The sequence below is a fragment of the Cellulomonas cellasea genome, from assembly GCF_030372105.1.
Classification (GTDB): Bacteria; Actinomycetota; Actinomycetes; order Actinomycetales; family Cellulomonadaceae; genus Cellulomonas_A; species Cellulomonas_A cellasea_A.
This window is the reverse complement of record NZ_JAUDBQ010000001.1, coordinates 281,400-303,661: the sequence shown is the minus strand read 5'-3', so window position 1 is coordinate 303,661 and position 22,262 is coordinate 281,400. Positions and strand designations below refer to the sequence as shown.

At 74.3% G+C, this 22,262-nt stretch carries 19 protein-coding genes; 9 read left to right on the top strand and 10 right to left on the bottom strand.

Annotation, left to right across the window (positions count from 1 at the left end):
- Nucleotides 1-79: 79 nt before the first annotated feature.
- The 4 genes from QUV83_RS01365 to QUV83_RS01350 form a co-directional block, all read right to left on the bottom strand.
- Complete coding sequence (locus QUV83_RS01365) at nucleotides 80-2,020, bottom strand: TPM domain-containing protein (RefSeq protein WP_289561894.1); 1,941 nt, start codon at nucleotides 2,018-2,020, stop codon at nucleotides 80-82.
- A 108-nt stretch (nucleotides 2,021-2,128) separates the two neighbouring features.
- Nucleotides 2,129-3,772 carry a DNA repair helicase XPB gene (locus QUV83_RS01360; RefSeq protein WP_289561892.1) on the bottom strand — a complete coding sequence of 548 codons (1,644 nt, stop codon included), beginning with the start codon at nucleotides 3,770-3,772 and terminating at the stop codon, nucleotides 2,129-2,131.
- Nucleotides 3,773-3,875: 103 nt separating this feature from the next.
- On the bottom strand, nucleotides 3,876-6,173 hold the full coding sequence (locus tag QUV83_RS01355) for a helicase-associated domain-containing protein (protein ID WP_289561890.1): 2,298 nt from the start codon (nucleotides 6,171-6,173) through the stop codon (nucleotides 3,876-3,878).
- A gap of 119 nt (nucleotides 6,174-6,292) precedes the next feature.
- A complete protein-coding gene (locus QUV83_RS01350) occupies nucleotides 6,293-6,664 on the bottom strand; it encodes a TraR/DksA family transcriptional regulator (RefSeq protein WP_289561888.1) in 372 nt (123 codons plus the stop codon).
- 134 nt (nucleotides 6,665-6,798) lie between these two features.
- On the opposite strand from QUV83_RS01350, the gene QUV83_RS01345 reads away from it, so the two are divergent.
- From QUV83_RS01345 to QUV83_RS01330, 4 genes are read left to right on the top strand one after another with little or no spacing between them, the layout of a single operon-like run.
- A complete protein-coding gene (locus QUV83_RS01345; RefSeq protein WP_066585390.1) occupies nucleotides 6,799-7,182 on the top strand; it encodes a cold-shock protein in 384 nt (127 codons plus the stop codon).
- Nucleotides 7,183-7,184: 2 nt separating this feature from the next.
- The gene (locus QUV83_RS01340) at nucleotides 7,185-8,105 is read left to right on the top strand and encodes a DUF3027 domain-containing protein (protein ID WP_289561884.1); all 921 of its coding nucleotides are present in this window, start codon (nucleotides 7,185-7,187) and stop codon (nucleotides 8,103-8,105) included.
- A complete protein-coding gene (locus QUV83_RS01335) occupies nucleotides 8,102-11,416 on the top strand; it encodes a sacsin N-terminal ATP-binding-like domain-containing protein (protein WP_289561882.1) in 3,315 nt (1,104 codons plus the stop codon). Before QUV83_RS01340 ends, QUV83_RS01335 begins: the two co-directional genes overlap by 4 nt.
- Entirely contained in the window at nucleotides 11,413-12,756 is a 1,344-nt protein-coding gene (locus QUV83_RS01330) for an MFS transporter (protein ID WP_289561879.1), read from the top strand. Before QUV83_RS01335 ends, QUV83_RS01330 begins: the two co-directional genes overlap by 4 nt.
- 22 nt (nucleotides 12,757-12,778) lie before the next feature.
- Here QUV83_RS01330 and QUV83_RS01325 read toward each other — a convergent pair whose 3' ends face one another.
- The 6 genes from QUV83_RS01325 to flgN form a co-directional block, all read right to left on the bottom strand.
- A complete protein-coding gene (locus QUV83_RS01325; protein WP_289561878.1) occupies nucleotides 12,779-13,021 on the bottom strand; it encodes a DUF2530 domain-containing protein in 243 nt (80 codons plus the stop codon).
- 26 nt (nucleotides 13,022-13,047) lie between these two features.
- Nucleotides 13,048-14,271: an EAL and HDOD domain-containing protein gene (locus tag QUV83_RS01320; protein WP_289561877.1), complete on the bottom strand. Its 1,224-nt coding sequence runs from the start codon at nucleotides 14,269-14,271 to the stop codon at nucleotides 13,048-13,050.
- Nucleotides 14,272-14,381: 110 nt separating this feature from the next.
- Complete coding sequence (gene fliW / locus QUV83_RS01315) at nucleotides 14,382-14,822, bottom strand: flagellar assembly protein FliW (RefSeq protein ID WP_289561876.1); 441 nt, start codon at nucleotides 14,820-14,822, stop codon at nucleotides 14,382-14,384.
- The gene (gene flgL, locus QUV83_RS01310) at nucleotides 14,819-15,712 is read right to left on the bottom strand and encodes a flagellar hook-associated protein FlgL (protein ID WP_289561875.1); all 894 of its coding nucleotides are present in this window, start codon (nucleotides 15,710-15,712) and stop codon (nucleotides 14,819-14,821) included. Before flgL ends, fliW begins: the two co-directional genes overlap by 4 nt.
- Before the next feature lie 14 nt (nucleotides 15,713-15,726).
- Nucleotides 15,727-17,154 (bottom strand): flagellar hook-associated protein FlgK, encoded by a 1,428-nt coding sequence (gene flgK, locus QUV83_RS01305; protein WP_289561874.1) that lies wholly within the window; start codon nucleotides 17,152-17,154, stop codon nucleotides 15,727-15,729.
- Between the two features lie 10 nt (nucleotides 17,155-17,164).
- Nucleotides 17,165-17,647 carry a flagellar export chaperone FlgN gene (flgN, locus tag QUV83_RS01300; protein ID WP_289561872.1) on the bottom strand — a complete coding sequence of 161 codons (483 nt, stop codon included), beginning with the start codon at nucleotides 17,645-17,647 and terminating at the stop codon, nucleotides 17,165-17,167.
- A gap of 382 nt (nucleotides 17,648-18,029) precedes the next feature.
- Between flgN and QUV83_RS01295 the strand changes: the two genes are divergently transcribed.
- The 5 genes from QUV83_RS01295 (at nucleotide 18,030) to QUV83_RS01275 (ending at nucleotide 22,158) form a co-directional block, all read left to right on the top strand.
- The gene (locus QUV83_RS01295; RefSeq protein ID WP_289561870.1) at nucleotides 18,030-18,920 is read left to right on the top strand and encodes a sigma-70 family RNA polymerase sigma factor; all 891 of its coding nucleotides are present in this window, start codon (nucleotides 18,030-18,032) and stop codon (nucleotides 18,918-18,920) included.
- 121 nt (nucleotides 18,921-19,041) lie between these two features.
- A complete protein-coding gene (locus QUV83_RS01290; RefSeq protein ID WP_289561867.1) occupies nucleotides 19,042-19,866 on the top strand; it encodes a flagellin in 825 nt (274 codons plus the stop codon).
- 127 nt (nucleotides 19,867-19,993) lie between these two features.
- Complete coding sequence (fliD, locus tag QUV83_RS01285; protein WP_289561865.1) at nucleotides 19,994-21,352, top strand: flagellar filament capping protein FliD; 1,359 nt, start codon at nucleotides 19,994-19,996, stop codon at nucleotides 21,350-21,352.
- Nucleotides 21,353-21,395: 43 nt separating this feature from the next.
- Entirely contained in the window at nucleotides 21,396-21,833 is a 438-nt protein-coding gene (gene fliS / locus QUV83_RS01280; protein ID WP_289561863.1) for a flagellar export chaperone FliS, read from the top strand.
- A complete protein-coding gene (locus tag QUV83_RS01275) occupies nucleotides 21,823-22,158 on the top strand; it encodes a hypothetical protein (protein WP_289561861.1) in 336 nt (111 codons plus the stop codon). The genes fliS and QUV83_RS01275 overlap by 11 nt, the downstream gene beginning before the upstream one ends.
- Nucleotides 22,159-22,262: the final 104 nt, after the last annotated feature.

The following is a 22,262-nucleotide window of genomic DNA, read 5'->3' as shown; positions in this document are numbered from 1 at the left end:
TCTCAGTCGTCAGGACGTGCCAGATGATGGGGTGGGTGCCGGTGTGGGGGCGCGCTCGGCGCACGGGTTCAGGTGCGCCTCAGAAGCCGCCTCCCCGTCCGCCACCGCCGCCTCCACCGCCGAAGCCGCCTCCGCGCCCGCCGCCGAGGATCATGCCCCCGACGTTCGGGCCCCCGCCGCCGCCGAAGCCGCCGTCGTTGCGGCGGTTCCGCTCCTCCGCGGCCTCCACGTCCGCGCGGGCGCGCCACTGGGCGTCCGCCGCGAAGCGCTCGGCGTGCTGCGCGGCCGCGAGGGCCGACGTCGGGTCGGAGTCACGCTGGTCGAGGGCCTGCCGGAACAGCCGCTGCGCCTCCGCGAGGCTCGTGCGGGCCTCGGGGCCCACCGCGCCGCGCCGGGTCTCGACGAAGTCGGTGGTGGCGCGGATCTGCGAGTCGAGCCGGCCCAGGACGTCGCGCAGCAGCGCGGACGACCGACGGGCCTGCTCCTCGGCCTCGCGCATCGGCGCCAGGGCCGCGTCCAGGGCGGCCTCCGCCGAGGTGATGTCCCGCAGCGCGGCCAGCGGGTCGCCCCCCTGCTGGGCGGCGCGGGCCTGCTCGATGGCGTGGCGCGCGTCGGTGACGCGCGCGGTGACGTCGGCGCGGTCCGGGGCCAGGCGCGCCGCGTCGGAGATGTCCGAGGAGATGGACGCGATGGCCTGCTGCAGGCGCCCGGACGCGGCGGCCAGGTCCTCGCCGGCCCGGTCCACGGCGTCGAGCAGGGTCCTGACCTGGCCCAGCGCGTTCTCGGCGGCGCGGGCGAAGCCGACGGCCCGGCCGCGGTCGTCCTGCTCCAGCGCGGCACGGCCCTGGTCGATGGTGGAGCGGACGTCGGCGAGCAGCGCGAGCGCCTGGTCCGGGTTGGCGGCCACCGAGGCCAGGGCCTCCGGCGGGTAGGACTGGCTGAGCGTGGCGAGCGTCGCGCGGGCCGGGTCGACGCGCGCGGCCAGCGTGTCCGCCGCCGCCGACTCGTCCGCGAGCATCTGGGGCGCCCGGGCCTGCAGGTCCCGCAGCTCGTCGAACTTGTCCTGCTGGGCGTCCAGCGCCTGCGCCGCCTGGTGGCAGATGGTGAGGATGTGGATCGCGGCCGCGCGCACCTGCGGCTCGGCCTCGCGGGTGCTGTCGTCGAGCTGCTGGCGCGCCCGGAAGGCCTCGTTGACCTGCGTCTTCGCTGTGGCGAGCACCTGCGTGAACTCGCGGGTGGCCTCCGGCCCGAACTGCGCCTCGGCGAAGCCCAGCTCCTGCTCCGAGGTGCGCAGGGCGTCGTCGAGCTGCACCAGCGCGGAGCTCGCACGGCTGCGCAGCTCCTCGGTGGGGAGCCGTTCCAGGCCGCTGGGAGCCCCCGCGCCGACGGGCGCCGGCCGCTTGCGGCGGCTCATCGTGGTCCACACCAGGATCCCGACGATGACCACGAGGCCGACCAGCAGGAACGTGAGGAAACCGCTGCCGGAGGACCCCTCCGACGAGCCGTCGCCTGCCGGTTGCCCGCCGCCCGCGCCGCCGCCGGCAGCCGCGGCCTGGATCTCCTGGGCGGCGGTGATCGCCGCGCCCGCCCAGTTGTCGCCGGAGAGCTCGTCCTCGATCGCGGCCTGGATGTCGTCGAGCTGGGACGAGCTCAGCCCGGGCACGTTCTCCGGCGACAGCGAGTACCTGCGGGCGTCGACTGCCACCGAGAGCATCAGGTCGTCCGAGCCGAGCCCGGACATCGCGCGGGTCTCGTCGGACCACGCGACAGGGTCCGACGGCCCGTCGAATGTCGAGACGTACACGACGTACAGCTGGTACCGGGTCGCGCCGGACAACTCGTCGAGCGCGGCCTGCACCTCCGCGGTGTCACCGCCCAGCGCGCCCACCTGGTCAGTGACCTCACCGGAGACCGACAGCGGGTCCGCGGCCGTGGCCGCCGACGCGGGCAGCAGCACGGCCCCCAGCGCCAGGAGGAGCGTGGCCAGCACCGCCCAGGGGGTGCGTGCCTTGCTGGTCATCGTCGTGCGGCGGTGTGGCACTCCACGATCCTCTCGCTGGGTTCTCACGGGTGCAACGACGCGAGCGCGCCGCTGGTTCCCGCTCAGCCGGGCGAGACGTGGATGACGTTAGTCGGCGACGAGGTCCTCCGCGTCGACGATCGTGTAGGCGTAACCCTGCTCCGCGAGGAAGCGCTGGCGGTGCGCCGCGAAGTCCTGGTCCACGGTGTCGCGGGCCACCACGGCGTAGAAGTGCGCGGTGCGGCCGTCGCCCTTGGGGCGCAGCAGCCGGCCGAGGCGCTGGGCCTCCTCCTGGCGGGAGCCGAACGACCCGGAGACCTGGATGGCGACGGACGCCTCGGGCAGGTCGATCGAGAAGTTCGCGACCTTCGACACCACGAGCTTGGTGATCTCCCCGGAGCGGAACGCGTCGAACAGCCGCTGCCGCTCGGGGACTGTGGTGGCGCCGGTGATGACGTCCGCGCCGATGTGCTCGCCGAGCTCCTCGAGCTGGTCGAGGTACTGGCCGATGACCAGCGTCGGCTCGCCCTCGTGCTTGGCCACGAGCTGCTCGACGACGGTGTTCTTGCCGGGGGCGCTCGCCGCGAGGCGGTACTTGTCCTCCGGCTCGGCGGTGGCGTAGAGCATCCGGTCGCGCTCGGGGAGCGTCAGGCGCACCTCGACGCAGTCGGCGGGCGCGATGTAGCCCTGCTGCTCGATGTCCTTCCAGGGCGCGTCGTACCGCTTGGGCCCGATGAGGCTGAACACCTCGTCCTCGCGGCCGTCCTCGCGCACCAGCGTGGCCGTCAGGCCCAGACGGCGGCGGGCCTGCAGGTCGGCGGTCATGCGGAAGATCGGCGCGGGCAGCAGGTGCACCTCGTCGTAGACCACCAGGCCCCAGTCGCGGACGTCGAGCAGCTCGAGGTGCGTGTAGACGCCCTTCCGCTTGGTGGTGAGCACCTGGTAGGTGGCGATGGTGACGGGCCGGATCTCCTTGCGGGAGCCCGAGTACTCGCCGATCTCCTCCTCGGTGAGCGTGGTGCGCTTCACCAGCTCGTCGCGCCACTGCCGCGCGCTGACGGTGTTCGTCACCAGGATCAGCGTGGTGGTCTGCGAGCGCGCCATCGCGGCGGCCCCGACGAGCGTCTTCCCGGCGCCGCAGGGCAGCACGACGACGCCCGAGCCGCCATGCCAGAAGCCGTCGACGGCCTGCTCCTGGTAGGGGCGCAGCGACCAGCCGTCCTGCTGGAGCCCGATCGCGTGCGCCTCGCCGTCCACGTAGCCCGCGAGGTCCTCGGCGGGCCACCCGAGCTTGAGCAGCACCTGCTTGAGGTGCCCGCGCTCACTGGGGTGCACCACGACGTCGGTGTCGTCCAGGCGCTGCCCGACGAGGCCCTGGGTGCGCTTGGAGCGCAGCACCTCGGCCATCACCGCGCGGTCCAGGGAGTGCAGCACCAGGCCGTGCACCGGGTCCTGCACGAGCTGCAGGCGGCCGTAGCGGGACATCGTCTCGGCGATGTCGATGAGCAGGGCGTGCGGCACCGGGTAGCGCGAGTACTCCAGCAGCACCGAGATCACCTGCTCGGCGTCGTGGCCCGCGGCGCGCGCGTTCCACAGGCCCAGCGGCGTCAGCCGGTAGGTGTGCATGTGCTCGGGCGCGCGCTCCAGCTCGGCGAACGGGGCGATCGCGCGGCGGCACTCCGCAGCCTGGTCGTGGTCGATCTCGAGCAGCAGGGTCTTGTCGCTCTGCACGATCAGGGGGCCGTTCGTCATGCGGTGCCTTCCGGTAGATCACGGGTCCGGGCATGTCTGCGAACGCCGCAGGCGGCGTGGTTTGTTCCGGGAGGGCCCGGGCGCGAGGGCATCGACAGGGCGATCAGACGGGCGTGGCCGACGCGATGCGGTGCACGGCGACGGTCAGCTCGGCGTCGCGGGCCTCATCCCGCACGCGCACCCTGCCGCCCTCGACGTGCACGGGGCGCACGCGTCGGCGCTGGTGGACGCCATGCGGGCCGACCATCTCCAGCCACACCTCGCGTCCCTGCGCCGCCGCCTCGCGCAGCACGCCGAGCGCGGAGACGGGGTTCGGGGTGGCGGGCTCCCGGCGACGCTCCTCACCCGACGCGTCGTCAGACCCCTCGGCCTCGCGCAACGTCGGCACCAGCTGGGCGACCAGGCCGGCGCGCTCCTGCGAGGTGAGGGACTCCGGGCGCCGAGCGGGGGCGGCGCCGATCTTGTGGGGCTGGTTGCGCCGGACGCTGCGCACCCGGCGCACCTGGGGCTCGGGGTGCAGCACCTGTCCGCCGGGGCCCTCGGCGATCGGGGCGAGGCCGTGCTCGCGGAGCACGGCCATCAGCTCGCGGGGCGAGGCCACCGAGCCCAGCACCGTGGGCGCCAGGCGCATCAGGCCCAGCTCGGCCAAGGCCGGGTTGTCCACGAGGCCGGCCAGCAGCGCCGGGTCGTCGGCCCGCAGGTAGCTCGCGGCGTACCCGGCGCGCAGCTGCCCGTGGCGCCGGCCCGCGTCGCGGATCATGTACTCGAGCGGCTGCGGGACGCCGCCTCGGGCATGCGCGGCCAGCCCGGCCAGCAGGTCGTCGGCCGTGCCGCCCACATCGAGGGCCGCGCGGATGGACTCCGGGGTGAAGCGGACCGTGAGTGCGGCGCCCCGGGACTCGATCACGCCGGACCGCTCGAGCAGCGCCGCCAGCTCGGGGGTCGGGCGCCCGGGCACGATGCCGGTGAGGTCGCCCTGGAGCAGCAGGTCGGAGACGGGCTCGGGCAGCGCCTCGGCCAGCGCGGCCTCCGGGGTGATCCCCGGCTCGTCGTCGGAGGGCACGGCATGCGCTGAGCGGTCCACCTCCTCGAGGAGCGCCCGGCCGGCGGGGGACAGCGCCCCGGCGCCGAGCACGCCCAGCATCCCCGCCTCGTGCAGGGTCGCGGCGACCGCAGCCTCGGGCGGGACCGACCGGGGTGTGCGCCAGCGCAGCAGCTCCAGCACGGCCTCGGTGCGCAGCACGGTGCCGGGCGGCACCTCCGCGAGCGCGTTGAGCACGGCGTGCCGCACCCGGGGCGCCCAGGGCCGGGACAGCTCGGGGTCGAGCGCGGCGCGCACGCCACCGCGCTCGTCACGGCCGCCCACCATCCACGGCGTGCGGACGGTGCTCGCCCACGCCCTGGCGAGCGTCGCCCATCGCGAGGGCAGGTCGTCGTTGAGCCACTCGTCCACCGCGAGGGTCGGGGCGAACGCCGGGCTCTCCTCCTCGTCCTCCGCGACGAGGCCCGCGGCGGCGGCCAGCTCGACGACGAACGCGGCCTCCGAGTCCTCGACCTCCAGGGTGGCGGCGACGCGGCGCAGCTCGCGCACGCCCAGGCCGCCGGATCGCAGCACCGGCGCGGGGGTCTGCTCCCAAGTCCGCACCAGCAGCGCGACGAGCCGCACGAACCGCTCGGCGGCCGCCGCGGACTCCGCCGCGACCAGCGCCTCGGCATGGGCCATGCCCGTCGGGGCGGGCTCCGGGGGAGTCGCGGGGGCGCGGTGCGTGCGACCTTCGCGCAGGGCCAGCGCCACGCCGCGCGGCAGCACCACGTGGCGCGCGTCGCCCGGTGACAGGAGCCGCCGCTCCAGCAGCCAGTCCACGGCCGCCGCGGCGGGGCTGCCGGCGGGCGGGGCGATGCCGACCGGGGGGCCCCAGGTCAGCGCGTCCAGCACCGAGCGGGCTGCGGCGGGCGCGTCGTCCAGCGCGCTGAGGTCCACCGGCTCCTGGGCGCCCGTCGACGGGGCGAGGCCCGCCGGGTACGGGCCGAGCAGCTCGGACAGCCCCGGCGCGGGGTGCAGCCCGTCCTCGTCGGTCCACACCAGGGCGAGCTCGTGGGCGCGGTCCAGGGCCTGGTCCAGGCGCTCGCGGTGGGCGCGCTGGGCGCCGATCGCCGCGGCCACGTCGTCACGGCCAGCGGTGGCGCCGCCGTCGGTCAGCGCGACCAGCGCCTCCAGCGCCTGCAGCACTGACGCGTCCACCGTCGCGAGGGCGCGTTCCAGGCTGGTCCGGCTCGTGGCGCGCGCCGCCAGCGACGACAGCGTGGAGGGCGACGGCGCCGCCAGGTCAGGGCGCTGCAGCAGCAGGGCGACGAGCTCGTCGTCGCCGCGGGCGCGCAGGTGCTCCGTGAACGTGACCATCCCTCCCACGATACGTGTCGGATGGACCTCCTACCCTGCGACGACGCCCTATGGCCGAGGGGCGGCCCTTGGCCGCGCGCCACGTGCGGCCGCGCAGGTCAGCCCGCCCGGCGGTCCCGTCACGACCGGGACGCGCACCTGATGCAGGTCCGCGCCGCCGGCCGCGCCTCCAACCGCCCGGGGGAGATGGGCTCGCCGCAGGCCTCGCACCGCCCGTAGTCGCCCGACTCCAGCCTGCGCAGCGCCGCGTCGATCTCGGTGACCTGCTCGAGGGCGGCCTGCGCGAGGGCGTCCGCCTGCGCGCGCTCGAATGCGAGGGTGGCGCCCTCCGGATCGTGCTCGTCGTCGGTGGCGGTGTCGCGCTGCGCGTCGAACAGGCCGGCCAGGTCGCCGCGCAGGGACCGCAGCCGCTCGACGGCGTCGCGCCTGCGCCGTTCCAACCGCTCCCGGGCTCCGGTCGGGTCCGGCTCCGCCGTGCCGTCGTCTCCCATCCCGGCACGATACGTCCGCGGCCCGCCGCGACACCGTCCAGACCCGGCGCCCCCGGCACGGCGCGCGACGATGGCGCGACAGCCTCAACAGGTAGCATTGGCCAGTATTCATCCATCGAACACCAGGGGTTGCGGTGCCCACCGGCAAGGTCAAGTGGTTCGACACCGAGCGCGGATTCGGATTCATCGCCAGCGACGAGGGCGACGAGGTCTTCCTGCACGCCTCGGCGCTGCCCGCGGGGGCGGCGGCTCCCAAGCCAGGGGCCAAGGTCGAGTTCGGGGTGGCTGACGGGCGACGCGGCCCGCAGGCGCTGTCCGTGAAGGTCCTCGACCCGGTGCCGTCGGTCGCGAAGGCGCAGCGCAAGCCGGCCGACGACATGGCCGTCATCATCGAAGACCTCATCAAGCTGCTCGACGGGGTCGGCAACGGCCTGCGTCGCGGCCGCTACCCCGAGAAGGGCGGGGCGACCAAGGTCGCCGCTGTGCTGCGCGCCGTCGCCGACGACCTCGAGGCGTGAGGATGGCCACCGCGACGAAGGACGCCGTCCTCCGCTCTGAGTCGACAGTCGAGCTGGCCCGCGCGGCGGCAGTCGAGCTGGCCGAGCACCCGGCGGACGTCGGCGAGTACCTGGGCGCCGTCGTCGAGAGCGAGCGGCTGGTCTCCCACCGGTTCGCCAGCGCGGCCAAGGGCTACCGGGGCTGGGCCTGGACTGTCACCGTCGCCCGGGCGCCCCGCGCCCGCACCGCCACGGTGTGCGAGGCAGTGCTGCTGCCCGGCGACGACGCGATCCTCGCCCCCGAGTGGGTGCCGTGGTCGGAGCGGCTGCGCCCGGGCGACATCGGCCCCGGCGACGTGCTGCCGTTCCGCGCCGACGACCCGCGCCTCGAGCCGGGGTGGACGCCCACCGGCGACCCCGAGGTCGACGAGGTCGCCATTGACGAGCTCGCCCTCGCCCGTGCCCGCGTGCTGTCGCCGCAGGGCCTCGACGAGGTGGCCGAGCGCTGGTACCGCGGCTCGCAGGGGCCCACGGCCGCCGGCGCGGTCACCGCTGCCGCCGCCTGCGTCACCTGCGCGTTCCTGATCCCGTTGCAGGGCTCCCTGGGGCGCCTCTTCGGGGTCTGCGCGAACGAGTGGTCCCCCGACGACGGGCGCGTGGTGAGCCTCGACCACGGCTGCGGCGCGCACTCCGAGACGGACGTGGAGCCGCATCCGAGCGACTGGCCGGCCCCCGACCCGAGCATCGACGAGATGGAGGTGGAGGTGGTCCGGATGGACGCCGACACCCCCGACGCCACCGCCTCCGCCTCCGCCGACGCAGCCGCCTCCGACGCTGACGCGGGCCCGGCCGAGGTCCCCACCGCCGCGGTCGTCGTGCCCGAGATCGTCTCGGACGTGCCAGCCGCCGACGAGGTCGCCGACACGCTGAGCCCGGACCGGTGACCTCGGACGCCTTCGACACGGCGGCGTTGCGCGCCGCCGTGCTGGAGGCGTGGCGGGCCTCAGCGGCCCGGCTCCGCGAGGACGCCAACACCGAGGAGGACCACGCCCGCGGGTACTACCGCGACCGGGTCCTCGTCGAGCTCGCGCAGAACGCGTCGGACGCCGCCACCCGTGCGGGCATGCCGGGACGGCTGCTGCTGCGGCTCGCCGACACGCAGGACGGCGCCGTGCTCGTCGCGGCGAACACGGGCGCCCCGCTGGACGCCGCGGGAGTGGCGTCGCTCGCGTCGATGCGCGCCTCGGCGAAGCGCGACGCGCCTGAGGGGAGCGCCGCGACTCCCGGCGTCGTCGGCCGGTTCGGCGTGGGATTCGCCGCCGTCCGCTCCGTCGCCGACGAGGTGTCGGTGCTGTCCGCCTCCGGCGGGGTGCGGTTCTCGCTCGCGGACACCCGCGAGCTGCTGGCCGAGGCCTCCGCAGACCTGCCCGCACTCGCGGAGGAGGTGCGCCGCCGGGACGGCTCGCTGCCCGCGCTGCGGCTGCCGCTGCCCGCCGAGGGGACCCCGCCGACGGGCTACGACACCGCAGTGGTGCTCGAGCTGCGTGACGAGGTCGCCACCGACGAGGTGCGGGCCCTGCTCGCCGCCGTGGGCGACCCGCTGCTGCTGGCGCTTCCCGGCCTGGTGGAGATCGTCGTCGAGGACGACGGCGCCGATCAGCCGGTGCGGCGCATCGCGCAGGTGGGGGACCGGTGGCATGTGGCGTCCGCGCAGGGCGAGCTGGACCTCGCGCTGCTCGCCGACCGGCCCGTCGAGGAGCGCGACGCGCGCGGCTGGCGGGTCACCTGGGCGGTGCCCGTCGCCGGCGCGGGCGCCCACTGGGAGCGCGTGGTGCACGCCCCCACGCCCACCGACGAGCCGTGCACGGCGCCAGCGCTGCTGGTGGCGACGCTCCCGCTGGACCCCGCACGGCGCCACGTGGCCCGCGGGCCGCTGACGGACGCGGTGCTGGACCACGCGGCGGACGTGTACGCCCGGCTCGCGATCACGCTCGCGGACGCCGGAGACGACCCGCTGGCCCTGGCGCCCACCGGGCTGCCGGGTGGCTGGCTGGACGGCGCCCTGCGCGAGCGGCTGGTGGAGCGGCTCGCCAGCACCCCGCTGCTGGCCCCGGCGGCGCGGCCATTGCCCGACGCCGACACGGACGGCGGCGACGCCGTGGTGGGCGGCCTACTCGAGCCACGGCGCGCGGTGGCGCTCTCCGGGCCGGCCGGACGGGACCCTGGGGCCGTGGCGGCGTTGGCCGAGCACGCCTCGGGGCTGGTGCGCCTCGCCCCGGGCTCGGAGGCGGCGGCGCGCACGCTGGGCGTCGAGCTGCGGGACCTGTCCGACCTGGTCGAGGAGCTGCCCGCGGCCGGTGGCGCCGACCCGGGCCGGTGGCGGGACCTGTACGCCGCGCTGGCGCCCGTGGCCTCCGAGCCGGACGTCCGCGAGCAACTGGGCGCGCTGCCGGTGCCGCTGGCCGACGGCCGGGTGGTGCGCGGCGCCCGGGGGCTGGTGCTGCGCGACATCGGCGCGGGCGACGCCGCGCAGGACGCCGCCTTCGAGGTGCTGTCCCGCTGGGGGCTGCGCGTCGTGCACCCCGAGGCCGCGCACCCGCTGCTGGAGGCCCTCGGCGCGACAGCCTCGGACGCCGCGGGCCTGCTGGCCCACCCGGCGGTGCGGCAGGCGGTGCTCGACCAGGCCGACGACGACGACCTGCGCCTCGCCGACGAGGTGACCGACGCGGTGCTCACACTGGTCAGCGCGGCGCTCGACGAGCGGGGCCCCGACTCCGCGCTGGCGCTCCCGGCCGAGGTCACGGCGTGGCTGGGCCTGCTCACGCTGCCCGCCGCCGACGGCGAGCCCACCCCCGCCCACGGCCTGCTGCTGCCGGGCTCCGACGCGGAGCGCCTGCTCGACGCGCGCGTGCTCGCGGCGGTGGAGGTCGCCACCCTGGAACGGTGGGGCGCCGACGTGCTGGTCGCCGTGGGCGTGCGCGACGACCTGGTGACGGTGCGGGTCGGCGACGTCGTGGTGGACGTGGACGCGCTCGACCTCGACGCCGACGGCGCCGACCAACTCGTCGCGCAGTCCCTCGACGGCTGGGAGGACTACGTCGCCGAGCTCGCCCGGGTGCTCGGGGCGGGCTCCTATGTGGCCGAGATCGTCGCCGTCGCGGACCTCGACGCCGTCGCCGACGACGCGTGGCCGCAGGTTCTGGCACGCATCGCCAGCGTGCCGCGGCTGCGGTCGGCCCTGCTCGAGCCGGTGCGCGCCGAGGGTGTGGCCCGCACGGCGCCCTCGTACACCGCCTGGTGGCTGCGCACGCGGTCCGGGCTCGGCCTGGGCCGCCCGTTCGCCCCCGCCGACGCCGACGAGGCGGCCCGGGAGCTGCTGCCGCCGCCGCCCGCCGCGGTGTCCGGCCTCGACGCCGAGGCGCAGCGCGCGCTGGGCGGCGTCAGCGACCTGCACCACCTGGACGCCGCCGCCTGGGGGGTGCTGCTCGACGGGCTGGGGGACGCGGGCACCCCCGTCGACCTGACGCTCGCCGTCGGGCTGTGGCGCACCTGGGCGTGGATCGCCAGGCACGCGCCGCAGGACGGCCCGGGGGAGGGCGTCGACCTGCTGCCCGCCCTGGTCTCAGCCGAGGACGCGCAGGTCGCGGACACCGACGACATGGCCGTGGCCGACGCCCCGATGTGGCTGCAGCGCACCGATCTGGCAGCGCTGATCCCCGTGCCGGCGCTGCTGCCCGGGCAGCCGGCGGACGCGGACCGCTCGACGGCCGAGGCGTTGGCCGCGCTGCTGGACCTGCCGCTGGCCTCCGACCTGGCGCCTGGGCGGGTGGACGCGGCCCCCTCCGACGACGATTTGGGCGACGACACGTCCGAGACCGGCGACTCGTCTGACACCGACGACACCGACGACGACACCGACGACGAGGGCGACGCCGATGACGAGGGCGATGGCAGCCCTGCTCGCGTCCCCACACCCCCAGAGGTCCTGGCGCTGCTGCCTGGCGCCCCCGCCACATGGATCGAGCACGACAGCCTGCGGGTCGACGGCGTGCCCGTCGACTGGTGGGTCGAGGGCCACGGCGAGACCGCGGTGGTGCACGCGACGCAGCTCGCCGGGCTGGCGCGCGGCCTCGCGCAGGCCGCCGGGCGGTTCTGGGCCCGGCATGCGGTGGAGACGGTGCTCACCGACCCCGACCGGCTTGCCGAGCTGCGGGTCGAGGCGGCTCTGGACCCCGACCTGCAGGCGCGTGGATGACGGCTCCGAAGCCGCCTGAGCCCGCCATGCCCGAGCCCGCCGAGCCTGAGGAGCCCGCCAAGCCTGAACCCGGCCCCACGCGGGTCGCGAAGCTGTCCTCAGGCGCCGTGCTCGCCGGGGTGCTCGCGCCCAGCCTGGTCTTCGAGATCGGGCTCGGGGCGATCCTGCCGGTGGTGGCGCTGGCGGCCTCCGACCTGGGCGCGAGCCTGGCGGGGGCGAGCGTCCTGGTGGCGCTGCTCGGCGTCGGGCAGGTGCTCGGCGACGTGCCCGCCGGGGCCCTGGCCGCCCGGGTGGGCGACCGGCGGGCGATGCTCGTCGCGACGGTCCTCGCGCTGCTCACGCTCGCCGGGTGCGCGCTGGCGCCCAACCTGTTGACCTTCGGCGTCGCGGTGCTGGGCACGGGCGCGGCGAGCTCGGTGTTCCACCTGGCCCGGCACTCGTACCTCACCGAGGTGACGCCTGTGGTGAACCGGGCGCGGGCCATGTCGACGCTCGGCGGCGTGACGCGCATCGGGTCGTTCCTCGGGCCGTTCCTCGGCGCGGCGGTGCTGCACTTCACCGAGTTGCGCGGGGTGTTCTGGCTCGCGGTCGGCACCGCGTTCGCCGCGGGCCTGGTGGTGCTGCTGGTCCCCGACGTCGAGGGCGGCGGGCGGGCGGCCCGCGCCGCGGCGGTCCGCGTCTCGACCCGGCAGGTGCTGGCACAGCACTGGCGGGTGCTGGCGACGCTCGGCACGGCGGTGGTGCTGGTGGGCGCCGTCCGGGCCAGCAAGCAGGTGGTGCTGCCGCTGTGGTCGGAGCACATCGGCTTGTCCCCGACGGCCACGAGCCTCGTCTTCGGCCTCTCGGGGGCCGTGGACATGCTGCTGTTCTACCCGGCGGGCCGGGTCATGGACCGGCGCGGGCGGATGTGGGTGGCGGTGCCGTCGATGCTGGTGCTGGGGCTGAGCATCGCCGTGCTGCCGCTGACCCACAGCCTCGTCAGCCTGGCCGTGGTGGCGATGGTCATGGGGCTGGGCAACGGCATCGGCTCCGGGATCCTCATGACGCTGGGCGCCGACGTGGCGCCCGTGGCCGGACGCTCGCAGTTCCTCGGCGCGTGGCGGCTGCTGCAGGACTCGGGCGCCGCGGCGGGGCCGCTGGTGGTCTCGGCCGGGGCCGCGCTGGGCAGCCTCGCGGCGGGCATCGCGACCATCGGCGGCCTGGGGCTGCTCGCTGCGGGCGCGCTCGCGCGGTGGGTGCCGCGATGGTCGGTGCACGCGAACGCCACGACGCGCCGGCGCGCGGGGGTGGAGCTGACGTGGGGTGGCGGGGCGGTGCGCTCCCGCGAGGAGCTGCCCTGAGCGCTCGACACGAGCGCAGGGGTCAGCGGCCCGGCTTCTGCCGTGACCAGAGGTAGCCGCCGGCGCCGAGCAGCATGCCGGTGGCGCACACCCACAGCGAGGTGCTGTCGATCGTGCCGCGCCACCACAGCAGCGCCGAGACGCCCAGTGCGACCAGCCAGACCACGATGCCGACGAGGAACACCGGGCGCAGGCTGACGTCGAGCGGCTCCGGGTTCGCCTGACGGCGATCCGGGTGGAGCACGACCTCGATCAGTGATGGCACTGTCACAGGTTACGTCGCGAACCTGGCTACGACCGGGACCCGACCGCCAGGGACGTCGCCGTGGCGAGGGCCTCGGGCACGGCGGCGAGGTACGCGTGGGCCACGTCGTAGGGCTCCAGGCCCGTCGCGCGGACGCCGTCGACGTCGTTCTCCTCGTGGGCGAGCACCGCGGCCAGCGTCGGGCCGTAGGGGCCGGTCTGCTCGTTGAGGGCGCGCGCGACGTCGTTGGAGACGCCTGTGCGGCTCACCAGGTCGCTGGTGGCGACGCCGAGCTGGGAGGCGACGGCGGAGAGCAGCCCCACGGTGTACGCGGCGTCCTCGCCGGTGAGGCTGCGGCAGGTCAGCGCGCGGGTGAGCGTCGCCCACAGGGCCCCCACGGTGGTGGGGCGCGAGTCGATGAGCGAGGCCATCGCCAGGGCGGAGAGCTGCTGCGGGCCGACCAGCACCACAGCCTGGTGCACCGAGTCGACCTCGCGGCGCAGCGCGTACACGCTCGAGTTCACCAGGTGCAGCACCCGGATCGCGAGCTCGGGGTCCGAGCTGACCACCCGCACCACGGCGGCCTGGTCGATGGACTCCGCGCTGAGGAGCTGCATGAGCTCGAGGCACTGGAGCTCGCCCGCGGAGAAGTCGCGGCCCGTGGTCTCGGGGTGGCGCTGGAACATGGGGCCCTGGAGCAGGTCGACGCCGGCCTGCTGGCCGAGGCGGATCCGCTCGCGGTTGTCGGCGCGCTCGCCGATGACCGTGGCGCCGGCGGCATGCGCCCGGGACACGAGCTCGCTGACCCGGTCCGGGCCGCGCGCCACGTCGATCTTCACGAGGTCGACCTGGGGGAGCAGCTCGTCCTGCGAGGAGCTGCCGGAGTAGTCGGCGAGGGCGATGCGGGCGCCGCGCTGCCGGGCCGCGTCGACGAGGAGCCGCGCGTCGGCGCGCTGGGCGAGCAGGGGCGAGAGCTCGAGGACGACGCCGTGGGAGCTGGCCGGGGTGGCGAGGTCGCCGGTGAGCAGGCGGTTCGTCGCGCGCAGCAGGATGGCGCGGTCGCCGGCCAGCACCGCGAAGTCGAGCTTCGCGTACTCGGCCTCGATCAGGTGCTCGACCTGGTGCTCGGGGAACGGCGTCCCCGTGCCGTCGAGCACGACCACGCGGATCGCGTAGCCGTAGACAGCCCGGTCCGGGTGCACCACGGGTTGCCGCAGCACCGTGATCTCGCTGACCCGTGCGGCCGAGTCACGGCCATCGAGCACACTCATGGACAAGTCCCCCTGGGGTGCGGGCTGGCGAACTGACGTCACTCATCTGATCGACGCCCAGCCCGCGCACATGAGTGAAAACGCTTGCGGAGTTCGCTGCCGGCCCGGTCTCAGCCCAACGGGGCGTGCAGGGGCCAGTCGCCGTCGCCGAGCACCGTCTGCATGGCCGAGCCGGTGGCCGGGTCGATCACGAGCGGGGCCAGCAGGTTCGCGGTGGGCGGGGTGTCGCGCTCCGCCGGGTGCACCACGACCAGGAGCAGGTGGTCCTCGGCCCGCCCGCCCACGAGCGTGTGGGCTTCGGCGTCGACGCTCGGCGCGTAGTCCGGGAAGAACACGCGCGGGGGGACGACGAACAGCCGCACCGGCGGGCGGTCCGCCGGGGTGCTGCGCATCGCGTACAGGGTGCCGTCGTCGTCCAGGGGGTCCATCGTGAACGTGTCGTGGCCGGGCAGGCCGGGCAGCGGCGAGCACAGGCGCAGCGCGGGGGGCATGCGGCGGCCCGACGGGGGCAGGGCGTCCACGGGCAGGCCGTCCACCGGCAGGGCGCTCATCGGAGGTAGTCCATCAGGCTCGGTTGGAGCACCTTCGCCGCGGCGCCGAGGGCGCCCTGGTACGCGACCTCCTGCATGCCCAGCTCCAGGATGATCTCGGCCAGGTCGATGTCCTCGATCGCCGAGAGCTGCGTCTTGGTGGTCAGCGCCGCGTCGACCAGGCTGGTCTGCGCGTTGACCACCCGGGTCTGCCGGGCGCCGACGCCGGCCAGCTCGGTGAGCACCGTCTCGAACCGGGCGTCGATGGCGCCGAGTTGCGCCGTGGCGTCGCCGTCCGGGGTCCGCAGGGTGGCCGCGATGGTGTCGAGCAGCGCGAACACGGACTGGGCGCCGTCGCCGTAGACCTTCGCGCCGTCCGCGTCGACCCGCACGGTGGTGGCGTCGGCGACTTGACGCTCGACGGTGGCGTTCGCGGCGCCGGTGAAGGTGTAGGTGGCCGGGTCGGTGGTGTTGTCCACGGTGAACGCGACACCCGCGTTGGAGGTGCCGGCGAAGACGTTGCGTCCCAGGTACGTCGTGTTGGCCTGCTGCAGCAGCTCGTCGCGCAGACCCTCGATCTCCACGGCGATCGCCTCGCGGGCGGGCACGCTCGCCGCGCCGGAGCCGCTCTGGAGAACCAGGTCGCGCACCCGGCGCAGGGTCGTGGAGGTGGTCTGCAGCGAGGTGTCGATGGTGGTGAGCCACGCGACGCCGTCATCGGCGTTGCGCTGGTACTGGGCCTGCGCGCGCTGCTCGCCGCGCAGCCGCAGCATGTCGGAGGCGCCGGCCGGGTCGTCGGACGGCACGTTGATCTTCTTGCCGCTCGACATCTTGGCCTGCAAATCGGCCATGGTCGAGAGGTTGACCTGCAGGTTCGCCAGCGTCGAGCGCTGCACGGACTGGTGCGTCACACGGTTGATCATCTCTACCGCCCCACGATTCCGGTTCTGTTGATCAGGGTGTCGAGCATCTCGTCGATGGCGCTGAGCACCCGCGCCGCGCCCTCGTAGGCGCGCTGGTAGGCGAGCATGTTGACCGTCTCCTCGTCGGTGTCGACGCTGGTCTGGGCGATCTGCTGCGCCGATGCGGAGGCACGGGTCGCCTCGGCGGCGGTGGCCCGTGAGGTCGCGCTGGCGGTGCTCACGCCGAGTTGCACGACGAACGCGCTCCACGTGGCGTCGGGGCCGTCGACGGAGGTTCCGAGCAGGGCGATCTGACGGGCGAAGGAGCCGTCGAGGGCGCCGGCGCCGGGCGCGGCCACGGCCACCAGGGCCGGGTCGTCGAACGCCACCTTGAGGCCGAGCGCGGCGGGCTGCCCGGCCGTGAAGTCGAAGAAGTCGCCACCTTGCGTGCCGTCGATGGTGAGGGCCTGCCGGTGCAGCGTGTTGACCTGCGTCGCGAGCTGTGTCGCCAGCTTGTCGTAGGAGGCCGCGGCCTCGGTGAGCAGGCCGCCCGTGCCACCAGCGGCGGGCGGGGCCAGGACCGACAGGAGCCCGGCGACCTGGCCGCCCTCCAGCCCGGCTGAGCGCGACGGGTCCGAGGCCCAGACGACCTTGACCTCGGCGCCGCCCGTCGCATCGCTGAAGCCGGCCGCGCCAGTCACCGCGAGCTGGCGCGACTTGGAGCCGTCCACCAGCATGTTCCCGCCGACGAGCACGTCGATCTGGCCGTTCTCCTGGGTGCGCGTGGTCGCGCCCACCAGGCCGGACAGCTCGGTGACGAGCAGGTCGCGCTGGTCCTTGAGCTCGTTCGCGGAGGAGCCGGAGTTCTCCATGGCGAGGATGCGCTTGTTGAGGTCGGCGATGTTCGAGGCGGCCGTGTTGGCTTGCTCGACCAGCGCGCCCGTCTGCGTGCGGGCCTGTGACCACTGCGTGCTCGCGGCGGTGTAGAGCGATCCGATGCGGTCGGCCACCGCGGCGGCGGTCTCCAGGAGCACCGCGCGCGAGGAGTCCTTGTTGGGGCTGTTGGCGACATCCCCGAACGCGGCCCACAGGCCGGTGAGCTGGGTCGCGAGCCCGGTGGCCGCGGGCTCGCCGATGTTCGTCTCGAGCAGCTTGGACGCCGAGGCCCGGGCCGCGAGGAAGGAGCTGCTGGCCGTGGTGGTGCGGACCTGCGCGTCGAGGAACACGTCGTTCAGCCGCGCGATGTCGGTGACGGCGGTGCCGTAGCCGGGGCCGTTCGAGACGGAGAACATCGAGGGGAGCTGCGCGGCCGGCAGCGACGAGAGCGCGGCGCGCTGGCGCGTGTAGCCGATGGTGTTGGCGTTGGCGATGTTCTGACCGGAGACCTCGAGGGCCTGGCGTTGGGCGATCAGCGAGCTCAGCGCGGTGCCGAGTCCGGAGAAGGTGCTCACGGGTGGCCTCTCAGAAGGACTGGTCGAGCAGCTGGGCGCTGCGGTCGGTGTCGGCCGTCAGGCCGTGGGGCGCGTAGGTCTGCACCGTCTCCTGCAGGGACATCAGGGTCTCCTGGGTGGCGCGGTGGGACATGGCGAGCAGCTCGCGGTTGCCGTTGGCCAGTTGGGAGATCTCCGAGGTGAGCGCGACGAAGGCGTCGCGGTGCGCCCGCAGCAGCTCGTCCCAGGGGCTCGGCGCGTGCTGTGACAGCGTGAGCAGGCTGGTGTCGGCGTCCACGCCGAGCAGCTGCGCGGCGGCCTCGGCCTCCATGGAGCGGCCCAGCTCGGCGTCGCGGATCTGCTCGAGCACGGCCTCGACCTCGCGGGTGGCGTGTCCGAGCCAGCGGGTCCGCCCGCTGGTGAGGATCAGCTGCTCCTCCTCCAGCTTGAACAGCAGCAGCTCGAGCAGGTGCCGCTCTTGCCACAGCACGTCGGACAGCCGGCTGAGGACCACCTGGCCACCGCCTCTCGCTCGTTGGTCGGCGCGGTGCGCGCCGGGGTTCTGGCTTCCTGATCGGATGCGGCGCCCCGGTCATGACCTTTTCGGGCAGGGTGATCTGCACTCGAAAGGGTGATCCGGCCGATCCGGGCGGTCGCCGCCCGGGCTTGAGGCCCTGGCCTGGACGGACGTCCAGGTTCGCGGCGGGCGTCGCGACCTACAAATCCACCCGGTGTGACCTTCGTCACATTCGTTGGGAAGGGATTTCCGGATGCGCCGCCTGTGGGTGATTCGACCGTCCACATCGTCCGCTTTGGCCCTCAGGGGCCGCGGGGCGCCGTGAGCTCGTTGCGCGAGATCGCTCAAGCGCGCCTGATCGCGGGTCGACACAACTCGGGTGACAGCCTCCGGACACCCCACCGACGATCTCGTGGTCGCGAACCTGGCCTTGGTCGGGTACCACGTCAGCGAGGTCATGATGCGGGTGCCCCCGACCGTGACGCGCGACGAGCTCGCCTCCGCCGGGAGCCTCGCCCTGGTGTTGGCAGCCCGCGCCTACGACCCGTCGACCGGAGTCCCGTTCGCGCGGTACGCCGCCCTGCGCATCCGTGGCGCGCTGCTCGACGAACTGCGCTCCATGGACTGGGCCACCCGCGGCGCCCGTCATCGCGCACGGGAGCTGGCCGCCACGAGCGACCGCCTGACCGGCGCGCTCGGACGCGCGCCCTCGCGTGAGGAGCTCGCGCAAGCGCTCGGCACCGACGTCACAGCCGTCGACCAGGCGCGCCAGGACGCCGAGCGCCGCGTGCTCAGCATCGACGCCACAGTGCACCCCGTCGCCGACCTGCTCAGCGACGAGAGCCCCGGACCGGAGGACGCGCTGCTGATCGGCGAGCGCCTGCGCTACCTGCGCGCTGGCGTCGAGACCCTGCCCGACCGGTTGCGCCAGGTCGTCAAGGGGCTGTTCTTCCACGACCGCCCAGTCGCCGAGCTCGCCGCCGAGATGGGCGTCACCCAGTCCCGCATCAGCCAGCTCCGCACCGAGGCCCTGAGCTTGCTGCGCGACGGGCTCAACGCGAGCCTCGACCCTGAACTCGTCACCACCGCCGAGCGCCCCCAGGGCGTCGCCGAGCGCCGCCGCCAGACCTACTTCGCGGCAGTGGCGGCCCGGGCGGCCACCTCCGCGAACCGCGCGGCGATGGCCGACGCCGGCGCCGTGCCCACGCCCCGGCGCGGAGCGGACGACGGCCGGCCCATCGGCGCCCCCACGCGGCTCACCAGCGCCTGAGGGGACTCCGCGCGGCCAGAAAAAGGTCACGTCAAACTCCTCAGATGCCGGGCAAGGGGCCCGATGAGGGAGATGTGCCCACGGATGGGCAGCATCTGACCCCTCAAGGAGGACGTTCATCATGGGTCTGTCGATCAACCAGAACATCGCCGCGGTCAACTCGTACCGCAACCTGTCCAACACGCAGAACGACCTGAGCAAGTCGCTCGAGAAGCTCTCCTCGGGCTTCCGCATCAACCGCGCGGCGGACGACGCTGCCGGCCTCGCGATCTCCGAGGGCCTGCGCTCGCAGGTCGGTGGCCTCAAGGTCGCCGCCCGCAACGCCCAGGACGGCATCTCGGTCGTCCAGACGGCTGAAGGCGCGCTGACCGAGGTCCACGCGATCCTGCAGCGTGTGCGTGACCTCACGGTCCAGGGTGGTAACGACTCGAACAGCGTCGCGGCGCGTGACAACATCGAGACCGAGATCAAGAGCCTCGGCGCCGAGCTCACGCGCATCACGGACTCGACGAACTTCAACGGCACCAAGCTGCTCGACGGCTCCAAGGCCAGCCTGACGTTCCAGGTCGGCGCTGACGGCGACGCCAACAGCACCATCGTGGTGACCCTCGACAACGTCAAGACCACTGTCGGCACCATCGCCGCGCTCAAGGTCACGGACAACGCCACGGCCCAGACGTCGCTCGCCGCCGTCGACACGGCGATCGGCGCGATCTCCACCACGCGTGCCAACCTCGGTGCGATGCAGAACCGCCTCGAGCACACCATCAAGAACGTCAACGTCGCGGTCGAGAACCTGTCCGCGTCGGAGTCCCGCATCCGCGACACGGACATGGCGTCGGAGATGGTCTCCTTCACCCGCGCGCAGATCCTGTCGCAGGCCGGCACGGCGATGCTCGCGCAGGCCAACCAGATCCCCCAGGGCGTGCTCTCGCTCCTGCGGTGATCTTGACCTCACCCTCGCGGTGAGGACGCAGCACCACACGACCGGCGGTGGGTGGACAACCGTCCGCCCGCCGCCGGTCGCACTTCCAGGCCAGTGAATGATCACGTAAGACGGAGGAAGGCGCCAGATGGCATCGCTCGGGATTGACGGGCTGATCAGTGGGCTGAACACCACGGACCTGATCAACCAGCTCATGCTGGCTGAAGCCGGGCCGCAGCGACTCCTCGTGTCGAAGCAGAAGACCACCAGCAGCATGGTGACGGCGCTGCAGGCGTTGAACGCGAAGCTCTCCTCACTGGGCGAAGCCGCGACGGCGGCCACCAAGCCCTCGTCGTGGGCGGCGGCGCATGCCACGTCCTCGCATCCGTCCGTGACGGCCACGGCCACGGCGGGCGCCCAGCCCTCCACGCTGAGCTTCACCGTCTCGCAGGTCGCGCAGTCCCAGTCGTCGCTCGTCACGCTCCCCGCGAGCTACGACTCCGCGACCCCGACGTTCACCATCTCGCAGGGCGGCGTCGACACCGTGGTCACCGCCGCGAGCGCCGACATCTCCGACATCGTCTCCGCGTTCAACGCCTCGGGGACGGGCGTCAAGGCCGCGGCCGTCAACGTGGGCACGGCGGCGGCCCCCGAGTACCGGCTCCAGCTCACGGGTGTCGAGACCGGCGCCGGCAAGGGGTTCTCCCTGTCGGTGGCGACGGGCGCGGACGGCTCGGGCACGCAGGCCCTGACGCTGAACAACGTCCGCACCGCCCAGGACGCCAAACTGACCCTCTGGGCGGGGACCGCCTATGAGCAGCCCGTCACGTCGGACACGAACACGTTCACCGGCCTGATGTCCGGCGTCGACGTGACCGTCACGCAGGTCGAGTCCAGCCCGGTCACCCTCACGGTGGCCCGCGACGACACGGCGGTCACCAAGCTGGCCTCCGACCTGATGGGCGCCCTCGGCGTGGTCATGTCCGAGATCTCCGCCCGGACGTCGCCGACCACCACCACGGCCGAAGACGGCCGCACCGTCATCACGGGTGGCCTGTTCAGCGGCGACAGCGCCGTGCGCGGCCTCCAGCAGCAGTTGCAGAGCGCCGTGTCGTTCCCCGTCGAGGGGATGTCGCCCTCCGAGGCGGGCATCAGCATCAACGCCAAGACCGGCCACTTCGACTTCGACGAGGAGAAGTTCGCCAAGGCGCTCGCCGACGACCCCGCGAAGGTCGAGAAGATCATCTCCGGCCTGTCCGCGCGCGTCGCCGAGGTCGCGACGGGGGCGTCGGACAAGTACGACGGCACCCTGACGCTCAAGATCCAAAGCCAGGAGGGGATGGTCAAGGACCTCGGCGAGCAGATCGCGTCGTGGGACCTGCGCCTCGCCTCCCGCCGCGAGGGCCTGCAGAAGACCTACTCGGCCCTCGAGGTCACGCTCTCGAACCTCCAGTCCCAGTCGAGCTGGCTGAGCAGCCAGCTCGCGTCGCTCTCGACCAGCTCCTGAGGACCAGCCCACCTGTCCTCGCCGACGCCCGAAGGAGACCGGCATGTATGACGTCCGATCGCGCTACCTGGCTGACACCGTCGCGACCGTCGGGTCCGAGCGCCTGCTGACCATGCTGTACGACCGGATGCTGCTCGACGTCGAGCGGGCCGAGGCCGCGCAGCGCGCCGGCGACCGGATCGAGGGCACCGCGCAGCTCACGCACGCGCAGGAGATCCTCTCGGAGCTCATCGCGAGCCTGGACGTGGACGCGTGGGACGGCGCACCCGGCCTGATGTCGATCTACACGTACTTGCTGGCCGAGCTGATCGAGGCGTCGATGACGGCGGACCCGGACCGGACGGCCGCGTGCCGCGACGTCATCGGGCCGCTGCGCGAGGCGTGGCACGGCGCCGCTGACGTCGTCGCGCGGGCCGCCGTCCCGGCGCCCCGGCAGCCGGTGGCCTCCGAGATGCTGGTGGGCGAGCTCGGTGTCGGCTGACGTGCTCGCCGCCGACGCGCCGGCTGACGCGCCCACGGGCTGGCCCGCCGCCCTGGACGCGCTCGAGGCCCACGTCGAGCAGGCGCAGGCGCTGGCCGCCGACGGGCTTGCCGCCGTGGACCCCGCGCCCTGGCGCCCCGAGCCCGGCCTGGGCCCGCTGCCAGCCGAGCTGGCGCCCCGCGCGCGGCGGCTCCTCGACGCGCAGGCCTCCGCGGCGCAGCGGGTGGCCGAGGCGGCGGCGATGAGCCGACGCCACCTCGACGTGGTCTCCGTGCTGCGCACGCACGGCTCCCAGGCGCCCGTGTACCTCGACGTCGAGGGCTGAGGAGCCCGCCGCCGCCCACCGGATGACCCGGACACCGCCGGACACACATGCCCGAACCGATTGAGCCGTCCGGGTGAAGGTCGGCCTCGATGGGTGGAACACCT

Excerpts from the sequence above, each read along its gene's own strand:
- QUV83_RS01365 (WP_289561894.1), bottom strand. The coding sequence starts at position 2,020 with ATGACCAGCAAGGCACGCACCCCCTGGGCGGTGCTGGCCACGCTCCTC.
- QUV83_RS01360 (WP_289561892.1), bottom strand. The coding sequence starts at position 3,772 with ATGACGAACGGCCCCCTGATCGTGCAGAGCGACAAGACCCTGCTGCTC.
- QUV83_RS01355 (WP_289561890.1), bottom strand. The coding sequence starts at position 6,173 with ATGGTCACGTTCACGGAGCACCTGCGCGCCCGCGGCGACGACGAGCTC.
- QUV83_RS01350 (WP_289561888.1), bottom strand. The coding sequence starts at position 6,664 with ATGGGAGACGACGGCACGGCGGAGCCGGACCCGACCGGAGCCCGGGAG.
- QUV83_RS01340 (WP_289561884.1), top strand. The coding sequence starts at position 7,185 with ATGGCCACCGCGACGAAGGACGCCGTCCTCCGCTCTGAGTCGACAGTC.
- QUV83_RS01330 (WP_289561879.1), top strand. The coding sequence starts at position 11,413 with ATGACGGCTCCGAAGCCGCCTGAGCCCGCCATGCCCGAGCCCGCCGAG.
- QUV83_RS01320 (WP_289561877.1), bottom strand. The coding sequence starts at position 14,271 with ATGAGTGTGCTCGATGGCCGTGACTCGGCCGCACGGGTCAGCGAGATC.
- fliW (WP_289561876.1), bottom strand. The coding sequence starts at position 14,822 with ATGAGCGCCCTGCCGGTGGACGGCCTGCCCGTGGACGCCCTGCCCCCG.
- QUV83_RS01290 (WP_289561867.1), top strand. The coding sequence starts at position 19,042 with ATGGGTCTGTCGATCAACCAGAACATCGCCGCGGTCAACTCGTACCGC.
- fliD (WP_289561865.1), top strand. The coding sequence starts at position 19,994 with ATGGCATCGCTCGGGATTGACGGGCTGATCAGTGGGCTGAACACCACG.
- fliS (WP_289561863.1), top strand. The coding sequence starts at position 21,396 with ATGTATGACGTCCGATCGCGCTACCTGGCTGACACCGTCGCGACCGTC.